Source organism: Psychrosphaera algicola, assembly GCF_028401425.1.
Lineage (GTDB): Bacteria > Pseudomonadota > Gammaproteobacteria > Enterobacterales > Alteromonadaceae > Psychrosphaera > Psychrosphaera algicola.
Map to the genome: position 1 here is coordinate 1697193 of NZ_JAQOMS010000002.1, position 14682 is coordinate 1711874.

General features: G+C 41.7%; 17 protein-coding genes, 2 pseudogenes and 1 riboswitch. Of the genes and pseudogenes, 12 read left to right on the top strand and 7 right to left on the bottom strand.

Annotated features, from left to right (window positions below; translation table 11 throughout):
• Positions 1–47: 47 nt before the first annotated feature.
• Positions 48–157, top strand: a riboswitch (TPP riboswitch).
• A 57-nt stretch (positions 158–214) separates the two neighbouring features.
• From thiC to PN838_RS27155, 9 genes and pseudogenes are all read left to right on the top strand, one after another.
• Positions 215–2197: pseudogene (gene thiC, locus PN838_RS09030) on the top strand (phosphomethylpyrimidine synthase ThiC).
• Positions 2198–2207: 10 nt separating this feature from the next.
• A complete protein-coding gene (locus PN838_RS26275; protein ID WP_334313331.1) occupies positions 2208–2633 on the top strand; it encodes an NAD(P)/FAD-dependent oxidoreductase in 426 nt (141 codons plus the stop codon).
• Between the two features lie 52 nt (positions 2634–2685).
• Complete coding sequence (locus PN838_RS27150) at positions 2686–2895, top strand: hypothetical protein (protein ID WP_370661012.1); 210 nt, start codon at positions 2686–2688, stop codon at positions 2893–2895.
• Positions 2847–3317: an FAD-dependent oxidoreductase gene (locus tag PN838_RS26280; protein ID WP_370661100.1), complete on the top strand. Its 471-nt coding sequence runs from the start codon at positions 2847–2849 to the stop codon at positions 3315–3317. Before PN838_RS27150 ends, PN838_RS26280 begins: the two co-directional genes overlap by 49 nt.
• A complete protein-coding gene (thiS, locus tag PN838_RS09040) occupies positions 3314–3553 on the top strand; it encodes a sulfur carrier protein ThiS (RefSeq protein WP_272180444.1) in 240 nt (79 codons plus the stop codon). The genes PN838_RS26280 and thiS overlap by 4 nt, the downstream gene beginning before the upstream one ends.
• A gap of 6 nt (positions 3554–3559) precedes the next feature.
• Positions 3560–4345, top strand: a complete 786-nt coding sequence (locus tag PN838_RS09045; protein ID WP_215963528.1) for a thiazole synthase — start codon at positions 3560–3562, stop codon at positions 4343–4345.
• 5 nt (positions 4346–4350) lie between these two features.
• Complete coding sequence (gene thiE / locus PN838_RS09050; RefSeq protein WP_370661013.1) at positions 4351–5889, top strand: thiamine phosphate synthase; 1539 nt, start codon at positions 4351–4353, stop codon at positions 5887–5889.
• 52 nt (positions 5890–5941) lie between these two features.
• A pseudogene (locus tag PN838_RS26285) lies at positions 5942–6309 on the top strand (HesA/MoeB/ThiF family protein).
• Positions 6305–6622, top strand: a complete 318-nt coding sequence (locus PN838_RS27155) for a HesA/MoeB/ThiF family protein (RefSeq protein ID WP_370661101.1) — start codon at positions 6305–6307, stop codon at positions 6620–6622. The pseudogene PN838_RS26285 and the gene PN838_RS27155 overlap by 5 nt, the downstream one beginning before the upstream one ends.
• Before the next feature lie 36 nt (positions 6623–6658).
• On the opposite strand, the gene PN838_RS09060 is transcribed toward PN838_RS27155, so the two are convergent.
• Positions 6659–7489 carry an SDR family oxidoreductase gene (locus PN838_RS09060; RefSeq protein WP_272180445.1) on the bottom strand — a complete coding sequence of 277 codons (831 nt, stop codon included), beginning with the start codon at positions 7487–7489 and terminating at the stop codon, positions 6659–6661.
• Between the two features lie 267 nt (positions 7490–7756).
• Between PN838_RS09060 and nhaA the strand changes: the two genes are divergently transcribed.
• Positions 7757–8947: a Na+/H+ antiporter NhaA gene (gene nhaA, locus PN838_RS09065; protein ID WP_272180446.1), complete on the top strand. Its 1191-nt coding sequence runs from the start codon at positions 7757–7759 to the stop codon at positions 8945–8947.
• Between the two features lie 361 nt (positions 8948–9308).
• Here nhaA and PN838_RS09070 read toward each other — a convergent pair whose 3' ends face one another.
• From PN838_RS09070 to PN838_RS09080, 3 genes are all read right to left on the bottom strand, one after another.
• Positions 9309–9485 carry a hypothetical protein gene (locus PN838_RS09070; RefSeq protein ID WP_215963523.1) on the bottom strand — a complete coding sequence of 59 codons (177 nt, stop codon included), beginning with the start codon at positions 9483–9485 and terminating at the stop codon, positions 9309–9311.
• A 13-nt stretch (positions 9486–9498) separates the two neighbouring features.
• Positions 9499–9996: a hypothetical protein gene (locus PN838_RS09075; protein ID WP_272180447.1), complete on the bottom strand. Its 498-nt coding sequence runs from the start codon at positions 9994–9996 to the stop codon at positions 9499–9501.
• A 436-nt stretch (positions 9997–10432) separates the two neighbouring features.
• On the bottom strand, positions 10433–11242 hold the full coding sequence (locus PN838_RS09080) for an RMD1 family protein (protein ID WP_252736620.1): 810 nt from the start codon (positions 11240–11242) through the stop codon (positions 10433–10435).
• A gap of 318 nt (positions 11243–11560) precedes the next feature.
• Here PN838_RS09080 and PN838_RS09085 point away from each other — a divergent pair, with 318 nt between their 5' ends.
• Together PN838_RS09085 and PN838_RS09090 are read left to right on the top strand one after the other, a co-directional pair.
• Positions 11561–11767 (top strand): hypothetical protein, encoded by a 207-nt coding sequence (locus PN838_RS09085; protein WP_272180448.1) that lies wholly within the window; start codon positions 11561–11563, stop codon positions 11765–11767.
• Between the two features lie 185 nt (positions 11768–11952).
• Positions 11953–12483 (top strand): MgtC/SapB family protein, encoded by a 531-nt coding sequence (locus PN838_RS09090; RefSeq protein ID WP_272182552.1) that lies wholly within the window; start codon positions 11953–11955, stop codon positions 12481–12483.
• Positions 12484–12594: 111 nt separating this feature from the next.
• Here the strand turns inward: PN838_RS09090 and PN838_RS09095 are convergent, their stop codons facing one another.
• The 3 genes from PN838_RS09095 to PN838_RS09105 form a co-directional block, all read right to left on the bottom strand.
• Positions 12595–13296 (bottom strand): ATP-grasp domain-containing protein, encoded by a 702-nt coding sequence (locus tag PN838_RS09095; protein WP_272180449.1) that lies wholly within the window; start codon positions 13294–13296, stop codon positions 12595–12597.
• 41 nt (positions 13297–13337) lie between these two features.
• Complete coding sequence (locus PN838_RS09100; protein WP_272180450.1) at positions 13338–13493, bottom strand: hypothetical protein; 156 nt, start codon at positions 13491–13493, stop codon at positions 13338–13340.
• A gap of 301 nt (positions 13494–13794) precedes the next feature.
• The gene (locus PN838_RS09105; protein WP_272180451.1) at positions 13795–14454 is read right to left on the bottom strand and encodes an NADPH-dependent FMN reductase; all 660 of its coding nucleotides are present in this window, start codon (positions 14452–14454) and stop codon (positions 13795–13797) included.
• Positions 14455–14682: the final 228 nt, after the last annotated feature.

Genomic DNA, 14682 nt, shown 5'->3' on the forward strand with positions numbered 1-14682 from the left:
ATAACGTATTAGGTCTTCCCTCACTGCGTTCTATATCGTAAGATGATTTTGACTTGTCGGAGTGCCCTATTTTGTCATGGGCTGAGATCGCATTGTAGCGGGATCCGTAGAACCTGATCTGAGTAATTTCAGCGAAGGAAACAAGGGTAAAACAATTTGTCCTACCTGAGATCTACACTCCGTCTTTTGTAAACCATTACTTAAGGCAGAAAAAATGACCAAATTAACTCGCCGTGAGCGCCGTGCTCAAGCCGAAGAATTTCTAAAAAATTGCTCGGATCAAAACTTCCCAAATTCAAAAAAGTATACGTAGAAGGTGCAACGCACAATATCAAAGTTGGTATGCGTGAAATTGCCCTTGCCGATTCTTTAGTGGGCGGGGATGAAAAAATCCAATTTTGGAACCGAATGAACCCATCCGTGTTTACGACACATCAGGCCCATACACTGACCCAGATACCAATATCGACGTGCATGTCGGCTTACCTAAACTACGCGATGAATGGATTGCGGCGCGCAACGATACTCATGTACTTGAAGGCGCAACTTCTGGTTATAGTCAGCAACGGTTAGCGGATGAAGGTTTAGACCACATTCGATTTGAAAACCTGCCAAAAGTTCGCCGAGCCCTTGACGGTAAAAACGTCACCCAAATGCATTATGCAAAACAGGGATTATCACACCTGAAATGGAATACATCGCCATTCGTGAAAACCTAAAACTGCAAAAATTTAAAGACGAAACACTTACTCAGCAACACCCCGGCCAAAGCTTTGGTGCGGTAGTTGGCAGTAAAGATATGCCTGATGCGATCACCGCAGAATTTGTCCGAGACGAAGTCGCCCGAGGTCGAGCTATTATTCCGGCCAATATCAATCACCCAGAAGCGGAGCCGATGATCATTGGCCGCAACTTCTTAATTAAAGTCAACGCCAACATTGGTAACTCTGCGGTCACTTCTTCTATTGAAGAAGAAGTTGAAAAACTAGTTTGGTCTACCAAATGGGGCGCGGATACGGTAATGGATTTATCCACTGGCCGTTATATCCACGAAACGCGCGAATGGATTGTTCGTAACTCACCAGTACCAATTGGAACTGTCCCTATCTACCAAGCCCTTGAAAAAGTTAACGGTGTTGCAGAAAACCTCACGTGGGAAATCTTCCGCGATACGTTAATAGAACAAGCCGAGCAGGGAGTGGACTATTTCACTATCCACGCAGGGGTTTTATTACGATTTGTCCCTATGACGGCAAAACGCGTTACCGGCATTGTTTCCCGTGGTGGTTCCATAATGGCCAAGTGGTGCCTTGCCCACCATCAAGAAAACTTCTTATACACTCACTTTGAAGACATTTGCGAAATCTGTAAACAATACGACGTTTCGTTTTCACTTGGTGACGGTCTGCGTCCAGGGTCAATTGCCGACGCCAATGACGAAGCGCAGTTTAGCGAGCTTAGAACGTTAGGTGAGTTGACCAAAATCGCGTGGCAACACGATGTACAAGTCATGATCGAAGGTCCGGGTCATGTGCCATTACACATGGTTAAAGAAAACATGGAAGAGCAATTAAAACACTGTGATGAAGCGCCTTTTTATACTTTAGGCCCACTGACAACAGACATCGCACCGGGTTATGACCACATTACCTCTGGCATTGGCGCGGCAAATATAGGCTGGTACGGTTGTGCCATGTTGTGTTACGTAACACCTAAAGAGCACTTAGGCTTACCAAATAAAGAAGACGTAAAAGAAGGTTTGATCACTTACAAAATTGCAGCACACGCCGGAGACCTTGCAAAAGGCCACCCAGGTGCGCAAATTCGTGATAATGCGTTATCTAAAGCCCGCTTTGAATTCCGTTGGTTTGATCAATTTAACCTAGGTTTAGATCCAGACCGAGCACGTGAATATCATGATGAAACCTTGCCACAGGAGTCAGGCAAAGTTGCTCACTTCTGTTCAATGTGTGGTCCAAAGTTCTGTTCAATGAAGATAAGCTAGGAAGTGCGTGACTATGCAAAAGGCTTAGAAGCTGACATAGATATCAAAATGGTGGACTTTGAAGCTGATCGAGAGTTAAAAATCGCCGCTGAAAATGAAGCAATTGACGCAATAGCCGCCCAGGAAGGCATGCAAAAAATGTCGGATGAATTTAGATCAAAAGGATCTGAAATTTATCAACTAGCCAAATAAGGCGGATATTTTGGTTACTATTGCGATTGTGGGGGCTGGCCTTATTGGCCGGTTCCTCGCTTTGTCATTGAGTCAAAGTCACCAAGTTACCCTGTTTGAAAAGGGCAACTTGGCAGATGCTTGTGCCACAGGAAGAATAGCTGCGGCTATGGTTGCCCCTACGGCTGAATCGGTTGTGGCATCGGCCAGCATTGTCGAAATGGGTCATCAGTCTTTGACATTATGGCCTCAGATGTTAAACGCATTGGATTTAGAAACGCGATTCCAACAAACCGGAACATTGATTTTAGCTCACAGACAAGACGTTAATGACCTTCGACATTTTACACAACGGGTAAGGTGTCGACACGCACAGGACATCCAGACATTACACAATGAGCAAATACAAGAAATTGAGCCGGAAATCCCCCAAACTTTAGCTCCGCACTGTTCTTAGCAAATGAAGGTCATATTGATAATCGACTCTTGTACCAAGAACTCGAAAAAAATTGTTATCAAGTAAGGTCACATGCTTTGAAGAAACAGAGGTTCGTATTGACGATAATCGAGTATCGGATGTGAATAATAACCTGCAACAATGGCAATTTGACTGGGTCATCGACTGCCGTGGTTTAGGTGCAAAACACACTTTATTAAAACCTGACAACCCCTGCGTGGTGTTCGCGGTGAAGTCGTTCGAGTTAGAGCGCCTGAAGTAACATTAACACGTCCAATTCGTCTAATGCATCCTCGATATCCGCTGTATATTGTGCCTAAATCCGACGACCAATATGTCATCGGTGCCACTGAAATAGAATCAGAAGACAACAAAGCGCCAAGTGTACGTTCTACTTTAGAATTATTAAGTGCTGCGTATAGTATTCACAAAGGATTTGCTGAAGCGGAAGTGATAGAAATTCAAACCGGACTACGACCAACGTTACTCGACAATGAACCTTCGATAATCATAAAGTCTAAGCATATTCAAATTAACGGTTTGTACCGTCATGGCTATTTATTAACGCCCTGTTTGGTTGATCAAACTCTACGACTATTGGAAGAGCAAGGCGAAACTATTGAGCTGTTTTCGCGCCAGCAACAAATCAATGTCGATGATCATATACAAAGGTTAACAACATGAAACTGTTTTTTAATGGTGAACCACATTCGATAGAATTAACCGATGTGGCCGGTCATCAAAGACAACTAGATACAAAATCTGCATTAAGCTTATCGTCCATTTTGGTCCATTTTGCGGTTAAGCCACCTTTTGCCGTTGCGTTAAATGGCGAATTTGTTGCTAACAACAACTATCAAACAACCTTGATAAAAGAAAATGACAAGGTCGATGTTGTATCACCTATTTTTGGAGGATAGCTACGTATGTCTCAACTCACTATTTACGGTGATACGTTTGATAGTCGCCTATTAATTGGTACCGCACTTTATCCGTCAATTAAAGTGATGAGGCAGGCGATTGAAGCAAGTGGCAGTGAAATTGTCACTTTATCGCTGCGCCGACAATCTCCTCAAGATAATGGTGGCGAACAATTTTGGCAGCAGATTAAAGAACTGAATGTCACCCTATTGCCAAATACAGCAGGTTGCCATTCGGTAAAAGAAGTGGTGAATCTGGCAAAAATGTCGCGAGAATTGTTTCAAACCGATTGGATAAAATTAGAATTAATTGGCGACGAATACAGCTTACAACCCGACCCATTTGAGTTGGTTAAAGCAACCGATATTTTGCTCAAGGATGGTTTTAAAGTTCTCCCTTACTGTACTGACGATCTGGTTTTGTGCCGCCGATTAGCGGATTTAGGTTGTGAAGTCATTATGCCCTGGGGTGCGCCAATCGGTACAGGACAGGGCTTACTTAACCCTTATGCGCTAGAAACCATTCGTCATCGTTTACCCGATACCACACTTATCATTGACGCAGGTATAGGCTTACCATCCCATGCGGTGCAGGCGTTCGAATTAGGTTATGATGCAATTCTATTAAACAGTGCCGTTGCACAGGCAACAGATCCGGTGTTAATGGCGACGGCATTTAAATATGCTGCCGATGCTGGTCGCATAGGGTTTTTAGCTGGTAGAATGCCAGAAAAACAAATTGCCCAACCCAGCACACCCACAATGGGTATGCCGTTTTGGCATCAGGAGTAATGTCAGTGTTATCCAATTCAATTGTTTGGACCATAGCCGGAAGCGACTGTACCGGCGGTGCCGGGATCCAAGCCGATTGCAAAACCATTCATAATTTGGGGGCTGAAGCCTGTTCTATAATTACCGCAGTAACGGCTCAAAATAGCGCTGGGGTTATCGAGATTAATGCCGTCTCCATTGACGTAATGAAGTCTCAATTTGACGCTCTCGAACAAGAGAAGCCGGCTCTCGTCATTAAAATTGGTCTTTTAGCCAATGCCGAGCAAGTCGAATTAGTTGCAGAGAAAATCGCCCATTACAAAACCACATGGGACTTTGCGCCTATTGTTGTTTACGACCCGGTTGCTGTTGCCTCAAATGGCGGCAACTTAACGGAAGACGACATACTCCCCACAATAAAACAACATTTACTGCCTGTTGTAGATGTACTCACCCCCAATAACAAAGAGTTGCAGCAACTCACTGGCGTCTATGTGTTCTCGTGGGATTGCATGGAAAACGCCGCGCAACAAGCCCTTAATTTGGGCCCCAGCTCGGTTTTGATCAAAGGCGGGCACATCGATATTGACGAAAGTTACTGCGTCGATTATTGCCACGATGGTTATCAACATTATTGGCTTGCGAGTCCCAAAATAGCCACCGAACATACCCACGGTAGCGGTTGCACTTTTGCCTCTGCCTTAGCCAGTTTGATGGCTCAAGGTTATTTGTTACGCGACGCGTTTACTATTGCAAAAGCCTATATCAATCAGGGGTTAAGACTGGCTAAAGACTATGAAGGTCCGTATGGCCCGATTTGGCAAGGGCCTTGGCCGCGTGAACGTCAAGACTACCCTAGGGTGCTAGTTTCAAATAGTGACTTGGCATTGCAGCTTGATTGGGAACCCGCACTTAGCGCCCATCCGGTTGATACTTTTACCTCAGGTTTCGCTCAAATAGACGAGCAAAAACTGGGGTTATATCCCGTCGTAGATAACTTAGCTTGGATTGAACGTTTACTCAAAGCGGGCATTAAAACCATTCAATATCGCGAAAAAATCTTAACTGGTAGGGACCTTGAACAGTCTGTTATACAAGCCATAGAACTGGGCCGACAATACCAAGCTCGTTTGTTTATTAACGACTACTGGGAATTAGCAATTAAGCACAAAGCTTATGGCGTTCACCTTGGACAGGAAGATATTCAGATGGCTGATTTACATGCCATCAAGCAATCCGGTATTAAGCTTGGCGTGAGTACCCATGGCCATTACGAAATGTTAAAAATACAAGAATACCAACCCTCTTATCTTGCTGTTGGCGCTATTTTTCCGACCCGCACAAAAGATATGACCGGTCAAATACAAGGCGTCGATACTTTAGCAAAATTGGTTGAACTTAACCTCGATATACCGATGGTTGCCATTGGTGGGATAACATTAGAAAGAGCTACCGAAGTAATTAAAACGGGCGTAGGCTCAATTGCCGTTGTCACAGCAATTACCGAAGCGGATGATCCAGAACAAGCGGTAGTTGCATTTAATAAGTTATTGGCAAAAGGATAACTCAGTGGCAAATCTAACGGACAAACAATTTTTGCGGTACCACCGCCATCTGATGGTGGAAAAAATTGGTGAACAAGGTCAGTTGGCATTCCAAAATAGCCGAGTACTTATTATTGGGTTGGGCGGCTTAGGCTGCCCTGCTGCTCAATATCTAACAGCTGCAGGTGTTGGCACCTTAACTTTGGTAGACCACGATACTATTGAAAGCAGTAATCTGCAGCGTCAGATATTATATGGTGAAAATAACATTGGCGAGAAAAAGCAATTGTTGCTCAGCAAAAGCTCTCCTTACAAAACTCTCTAATTGTGATTAACGCTATCGCAGAGTCAATATTCAATTTTGACTTGGCCGCTTTAATTGAACGTCACGATGTGGTTTTAGACTGTACTGACAATGTAAAAACTAAGGCGTTTAATTAATGCGACTTGTAAACAACACCAGAAACAACTTGTTTCAGCATCTGCTATTCAAGCGAGTGGCCAATTAATTAGTTTTGATTTTTCAACAGCGGACTCGCCATGTTACGAATGTTTGTTCCCAGACTCGGTTGACGCCCCACAAAACTGTTCAACCGCTGGTGTTTTTAGCCCTATTTTGGGGGTTTTAGGAAGCTTACAAGCCACCGAAACATTGCGTTTAATATTGGGCGAGTACAACAATTTGAATCAACTTATGTTGTTTGATGCCTATGGGCATGGCGACTCAAAAATTCAAATTAAATCGCCGCTCTGACTGCCCGGTTTGCCGCCACAAATAAGCGGCATGACATTAGTTCTTTGCTAGTATCGCATCTAACCATGATGTAGGTAGCAGGCGTTTAAACCAAGCCATTAAGTAAGTCGGAGTGGTGACATAATAGCGGCGTTTCGCTTTTTTAGCCGTAATAGCATGAATAACCGATTTAGTGACTGCCGACGGCGGCAATGTAAACGCGGTAGAAACCTGTTTTTTAGCTAACCGTGCTACTTGCGGTTTGTATGCTTTGCTGTGAACTGAACCTTCAATATCGATATATTCATTAATTTTCTCAAGTGCATTGGCTCGAAACTCAGTATCGATTGGCCCCGGCTCAATTAAACTTACTTGAATGTTTGTCCCTCTAAGTTCCAAACGTAAGGTGTCAGTGTAACCTTCCACTGCAAATTTTGATGCGTTATAAGCCCCTCGATAAGGCATAGCAACTAACCCGAGTACTGAGCTATTTTGGATAATGCGACCATAACCTTGCTCGCGCATTATTTTTAAGACAATTTGGGTCAATCGATGCCAGCCAAAAAAATTAGTTTCAAATTGTGCTCGCAATGCTTCTACTGGCAAATCTTCGATGGCCCCCGGCTGACCATAAGCACCATTATTAAACAGTGCGTCGAGTTTTCCGTCGGTTTGATCAAGTACCCACTGAACCGATGTTTTAATAGTTGCCTCGTCGGCCAAATCCAATAATTTTGCCTTTAATCCTAAGTCTCGCAATTTGTCGACGTCCTGCGCTTTGCGAGCCGTTGCATAAACGTCAAAACCCATACCGTGGAGCGTTGTTGCGGTATCGAAGCCAATGCCTGTTGAACAGCCGGTGATTAAGATGCTTTTTATTTGTGTCATGCTATCGAGCTTCTTCTTAGTAATGAATGTTAAACTGTAAAGTCTGTCCAAATGATACGACAGTTCATTTGTACAGGTAAGCATTAATACCAAATCATCTAATATATTTATCAATCACTTTAGGTACTTACTCAAAAATAATCTAAACTTGAGATTAAGCCAATTAATGCAGTTTAACGTTAAATACATTTAACACATCGCCATTAAAGTGTCTTATATTCCACATATGTGTTATTTGTAGTTGGCATATCTATTAAAGGAACCCAAATGTCTAACCCCTTACACAGCTCTATAACGTCGTTTTTTAAAATGGAATCCGCCGGTGGTATTTTACTTTTTATTGCAGCTACAGCAGCAATCATCATCGCCAATACGCCATTAGAACCTTATTACCAGCTCTTTTTATCAACCCCAGTCGAAGTCAGAGTGGGCGCATTAGAAATAGCTAAACCGCTGTTATTGTGGATAAATGATGGGTTGATGGCGGTCTTCTTTTTCCTCGTTGGGTTAGAATTAAAACGCGAATTAGTTGAAGGTGAATTGTCTGATAAGCGCAACATTATTCTTCATAGCGCGGGTGCTATTGGCGGTATGTTAGTGCCAGCCGCTATTTACCTTTATTTTAACGGTGCGGATCCAGTAGCGGCAAAAGGTTGGGCAATCCCTGCGGCAACAGACATTGCATTTGCGTTGGGTGTTTTAACCTTGTTGGGCAAACGAGTACCCATTTCCATAAAGATATTTTTAACTTCTCTGGCCATTTTTGACGATATCGGTGCCATCATCATCATTGCGCTGTTTTACACGTCAAAAATTTCACTTCTGGCGCTAATTGTTGTCGCACTCTGTATTCCAATTTTGGCGATACTAAATAAACGGAATGTCGTGTCGAATAGCCCCTATATTTTGATTGGTATTATTATGTGGATTGCCACATTAAAATCTGGCGTCCATGCCACGTTAGCTGGCGTTGTTCTGGCTATGTTTATACCTATGCGATCCAAAGACGATCCTGAACACAGTCCTTTAAAATCACTAGAACACGATCTACATTCCATTGTCGCTTTTTTTGTATTACCTGTTTTTGCCTTTGCCAATGCAGGGATAAGTTTTGCCAACGTCACTACTGAACAGATGTTTCATAATGTCCCTATCGGCATTGCATTAGGCTTGTTTGCTGGTAAACAAATTGGGATATTTGGTTTATGTTGGTTATGCATCAAGATGAATTTTGCTCAATTACCTAAGGGCATGTCCTGGGGCGGACTATATGGTACGGCGGCCCTTTGTGGTATTGGATTTACCATGAGTTTATTTGTCGGATCGTTAGCGTTTGAAGAAACCGGTGTTAATCTGCTGTTCGATGAACGCCTTGGGATAATAATCGGTTCCTTGTTATCGGGAATAATCGGTTATCTCGTACTCAATGCAACACTCAAGAAGCCTGTTGAAGCGTAGTTTGACCTCAAGGTTACAATAAAAAGTAGGTTTAACGCGATACCAAAAGCGTTAGCCTACATTTTTATGACTCGACTTGTTTTAGCAGGAAATTTTATGAGTCGAGTAATACCCTAATAACCACTATTAGAGTGATCCGTTCCGCAGTGTTAACATTCTGCCGCTGCTTTAGCACTTCTCTTCTCGTATTTACTTCTCGTATTTACTTCTCGTATTTACTTCTCGTATTTACTTCTCGTATTTACTTCTCGTATTTACTTCTCGTATTTACTTCTCTTATTTGCTTCTCTTTACCTGCAACTTACGGCCAAACCTCTGGTTTTTTCATTGCAAATTCCTGTTATCAAAATCTTGTTTTAGGCTACGTCGTTTGGCGCAGCATACTTTGAAGAAATGACTGTCGAACCGTTTCTTTGGACTGTTTGTCCAAACAATGAATGTCGTTAAGTCTAACCCCGTTTTCTCGAATTAATCTAAGCAATGTCGATGTATTTATTTGTAAACTTACGGTTTGTTCAGTTTGAGGATGTGTATTCATTCTAGGGCCTCTTTTAGTGAAATAACTTTGTCGCAGTAGCTTGAACAGGAAAACTGTAATTTAAATTATCATAGTCAAAACCAATTTCTTTTCTTACCTGCTCTCTGCTCCGACGATTTCGCAGTGAAAAGTCCTGTAATGAAATAACTAAGGTTTGAATAGTGGGCGTCAATCTGGGAAAAGCCAATGATTCAGCAAACAGTCGGTCAATACACATATTTAAAACCGCTTGAGACTGTTCGTGATAACCTAATTCTTTTAAACAAGCTATAAATGCACAAGATGTCGCATTAAATATTCCAATTGCATCGAGGGCTGGCATTACCCTACTGCTCATTACAATCTCAGCTGTTTCGAAAGCACAGCCAAAGTGAGCAAGTGCGTCACGTTTATGACCAAAAGCCGACAAGTTTTGACCTGTCTCCAACCCCTTCCAGCAATAGGCTTTCGCTTTTTCTGGTTTATCCGTAAGTTCCTGACGATGAGGTGCACATAAAAATTTATTTAGCATCTGATTACAATATCCATTATTTAACAAATTTCATCGAGCCACCGTCCGCAGACTTAATACTAAAAACCAGTTAGTGGCCACCGCATTGAGCTTGAATGCTGAGATCAATGCCTCACATATCAAAATCAACCCAACACAAATGAGAATAGTTATCATTTAGATTTAAAGCAAGGGAATTTGAATATTTTTTAACAATCAAATATTCAGCTTAAGATGACGTGATGAGATGACGTTTATACGGGTAAAGCGTGAGTTTCTTAGTTCAACGATTTAGACAGCGAAAACTTTTAGTCAGGGGTGGAAGTTGCTAGTTTTTATAGGACATTTCAATAGCGAATAGGCTCAATGCCGTTAAGGTTAAACAAGGCCTAGAAACAAAAAAACGACTTTGTTTTCTGGTACTATTCCAAAAAATCAAAGTCGCTTTAGGGGCAAATTACGCTGCTAATTCAACAAAATAGATCACAATCTCAATAGCGATTAATATGATAATAATCCACTCCAAAAACGACGAATGTTGATGTTTTTGCTCATCGGCTAACATTTCAAACAATTCATGAATGGTTTCGAGCTTTTTAGATAACAATTCAACTCGCGGATGAATATCCATGTATTTAGCGAGCGCATTATATATATGCTCATACTCTGGGTATTCCCAAAAGAACTCAGGGGTATCGAGCAACCCATAGTGCAAAATAATGTCGCTTTTTGTGCGGAACAACATGCCTCGAATTTTGGCGATGTGTTTACGAGACAAAGCGATTTTACCCGACTTCGCTAACGTTTCGGGTAAATGTGAATGATTCACTATGGTATTTTGCGCATTTTGCTCAAATTCTACCAACTTAATCGACTGCGCCAACGCATGTGATACCGCCAAACGTGATAACGGATTATTGTCAGGCAAGGTAATAAAATCTTTGCTTATTTTTATTTCATTGGCGAAACCAAACAGATAGTGTTCTTCGATTTTTTCTAAGTTAGATTCCGACTGTTTTACAAATTTAGCGACTAGACGCTTAATCTCTTCTTCATCCATGCCCCAAAATACAACAACGCCATAATCAAATAACCAATACTCGCCCTGATCAGCAACAACACGCACCGCGTCACGAAAACGTGTTTGTGGTTGCTCGGTGCTAACCGCTTGTATTTCGGTTTCAGAACAAAATTCGTCTCCAACATTAAATACCGAAACTCGGTCGTGGCAAAACTCAGTTGTAGACATTAATTTGTCGGTAGTCATCTTTAACTTTTACTCTTAAATTAAAATTGTTTTTCGATGCAAACTTAGTCATTTGCAAGTAATAATAGGCGTATAAAATTCCATATGTGGGGTCAATAATCCAACTGTTTTTTTTGTTATAAGCATCAATTTTTATTGTCGAACATTAAATAAAAGCGACGATTTTTTGACCAAATATAAACTTTGGGCTATACCCAAATAACCTATCGACAAACAATTTTAATCGTACGAATAAATATATATTGCTTTTGTTTTTAACAAACAGTCTTCATTATTTACAGTACGTAAATGACTTACGTTTATTTTAAGAGAACTTTAATGAGTAGAAATTTTAGACAAGCCAACGAAACCAATAGTGACATATCCTGGTCGTCGAAAAATGAAGATTTTAATGATGAGTTTGACTCGTCATTGCATCACAAGTCAAAGCGTTATCGCAGTTTACACAACAGTGCCGCTCGTAAAAAGATTGAAGCAAAAAAACGACGTGACCTGTTTGATGATGATTACGATAACTATAATTGATCGAGTAAGTCGTTAATTAGACAATATTAGAATACAGGCGGTGTCGAGTGTTTCTCATTCAACCGCCTTATTTACAATTGCAACGTAAAGCGTAAATGAGTTTTATCTTTCGTAGTTAAATACCGTCGCATAATTTATTTGGGAAAAAGTTTCCTATTCCGTTACCCACTAATTTTAAAAAGCTTATTTTGATAACTGAACAGATCTTCGATATATCACCGTACAGCTGGCTTGCCGTATTAACGGCTGTCCTTTGTGGCACTGTGATTGGCTTTGAACGCCAATACCGTGGTAAACCTGTGGGCATAAGAACCTCATCTCTCATCGTCGTAGGTACCTATATATTTGTTGCCGCCGCAGACAGCGTTTCGGTCGAGATGTCTGATCCTTCTCGTATTATTGGCCAAGTTATTACCGGCGTTGGCTTTTTAGGTGCCGGTGTCATGTTGGCAAAAGATGGGGCTGTAGTTGGCGTAACCTCTGCCGCGACCATTTGGGTATTAGCCGCTATTGGCGTAATAGTAGCCAAAGGTACGTTTGGTGCCGCGATTTTAATGTCGTTTGTAGTGGTTGCCATATTAGTTGGTGTGGACTTGTTAGAAAGCTACTCACAACGCTTAACCAAAGGGGTTCATAATCAATACCAAAGCTGGAAAAAGATCCATCCAAAATTCAGCTCGTTAGGCGTAAATGGGGCAAAAAAGCAATCGCCCTAAAGAATAACCAATCATAAAGTTTTGAGTTAAAACCTAATTGCACATCCAGACTTATTTGGTATTTAGTTACCAATTGTACTTAGGCATAGCCGCCTTTTAACTTAATTCAATTTAGCTCAAAAGAGCCGTCATCCGAGTTACAAATGCTTCAGCGAATCGTTCCGCTGAAGCTGGGTCCATATTAAAATATAGGGATGGTTCAATCATCTCAGCTTCCATCAAGACAAAATCATTTTTAAACCTGATCAAATCAAGGCGCGCATACAGTGGCATTTCGTGCGTTTGTTTTATGGCAAACATGCAGTGGTCAGCACTTGCGATTAACTTAGCCTCTGGCGTGATCAATTTTAAACGTCCGCCATGTTCTTCCTGTACTCGAAAGTCCTCATCTTTTGGCGTTTTCAAAATCGCGTGGCTGTATTCACCATTAAAATAAAATAGTGAATACTCACCTTCTTCTATTACGGCAGGAACAAAAGGCTGTATCATAAAATCACGTTCACTGAATGCACTATTTAGCTGTTCAATGTCGTAACAACTTTCACTCTTTTTAAGCCAAAAGGTATTGTCGGAATTTGCACTTATTCGTGGTTTTAATACCATTTGCTCAGAACCTGACTCACTAAACCAACTGTCTAATTGCGCTTGGTTGATAGCATTATTGCCTAACCGGGACTGCCAAATGGTTGGAACTAGAGGTACACCTTGCTGTTCCAGTTGTTGCAGATAAATCTTGTCGATATTCCACTTAACCATCTCAAAGCTGTTTTCAAGTCGTGCGGTTGATTGTTCAATGTCAGTTAATACCGCCAAAAACGCGTCTGCATCTTCTTGATAATCCCAAGGCGTACGAATTAATACAACATCATATTGTGACCAGTCGACGTTTTTTTACGCCACGATACTGTACTTGTTTGCCACCCACGAGCTAACAAATGGGGTTCGATTAGATGATCATACGCTTCAAAATCTTCCAAACTGTCCATCGACAATATTGCACAGTACTTCATACCTTTGTTCTCATAGTTCAAGCGGATTCTATTGGTTTAGATAATACCGGATGAGGCTCGTAATTACGAGGTTCAAACGCAGCGTATGAGGGCGTATTTCCTACCCTCTCAGTATGCTAAGCAAGCGATGATTTACTGTACCAAACTTACGCTTCCAATACTTAAAATGCAGAACAAAACAACATGACTTAGTTGCTAATATTAGTCGGCCCAAGTGATTTTTGGGCTCCCCACCGAGTGCTGAGTCAGCGACAAATTAACTGACTCAAACCCTGTAGGAAATTGACCATGTCAAAAGTTGTTAAGGCGCATTTCGCTCTGAAGGACTCGATTTGAAATCACGAACAAACTTATGGGGATCTAATTCTGCTCGTTGAATTTGGGCGGCTTGTGACCACCAAACCAGTTGGTTGAGTGTTCGTCCAAAATAATTAAACCAGGAGTTTTGATCTTCGCCATCGTGCACTATTCCATTATCATCAAAAACCTCCTGAGCCTTTGGTACATGGATCATTGCTGACACTGGTAAACAGCCTAGTTCAGACAAGTAAGCTCGCATTCCGATTGCAGCCCGCATGCCACCCCACTGCCCTGCAGAATAAGTCACAATTGCGCTCGGCTTATAGGAGAACAAAGAGCTGCCAAAATGATTCAAAAGGTTAGCAAGCGCAGGACTCATTGAATGATTATATTCAGGGCTAACCATAATATACCCATCAGCACCTTCTATTTTAGCCGCTAAGTCATTGAGTTCGGTAGGCGCCTTACTTTTAGGATAAGCAAAGTGAGGCTTAAAAACGGTGTCGAATGGGTAATCCAAAGCATCGACCAATTCAATTTCATGTTCTTCATATCGGCTTTTAAGACACGCTATTATCGCCTCAGTGACTCTTACCCCTAAACGTGCAGGCTTTGGAGGAGTACTATCACGAACCGTCCCCAAGAAAACTAAAAATTTCATACCAATCTCCATCTGATGTTAGCTATATCGTAATCACTTAAATGTGGATAAGTGAGCCGCTTCAAACGCGTAACCACCGCACTTTGTCTATTAGTACCAAATTAATCTACTTCACACCAATCGCACACAAGACCTGCACAATAAATTGCGATATTTAAAAACCCCCACTAGCGGTTGGCCAGATTTTAGTTTCTGGCGTTGATGCAGCCCAAAAAGGCTAGGAAAAAT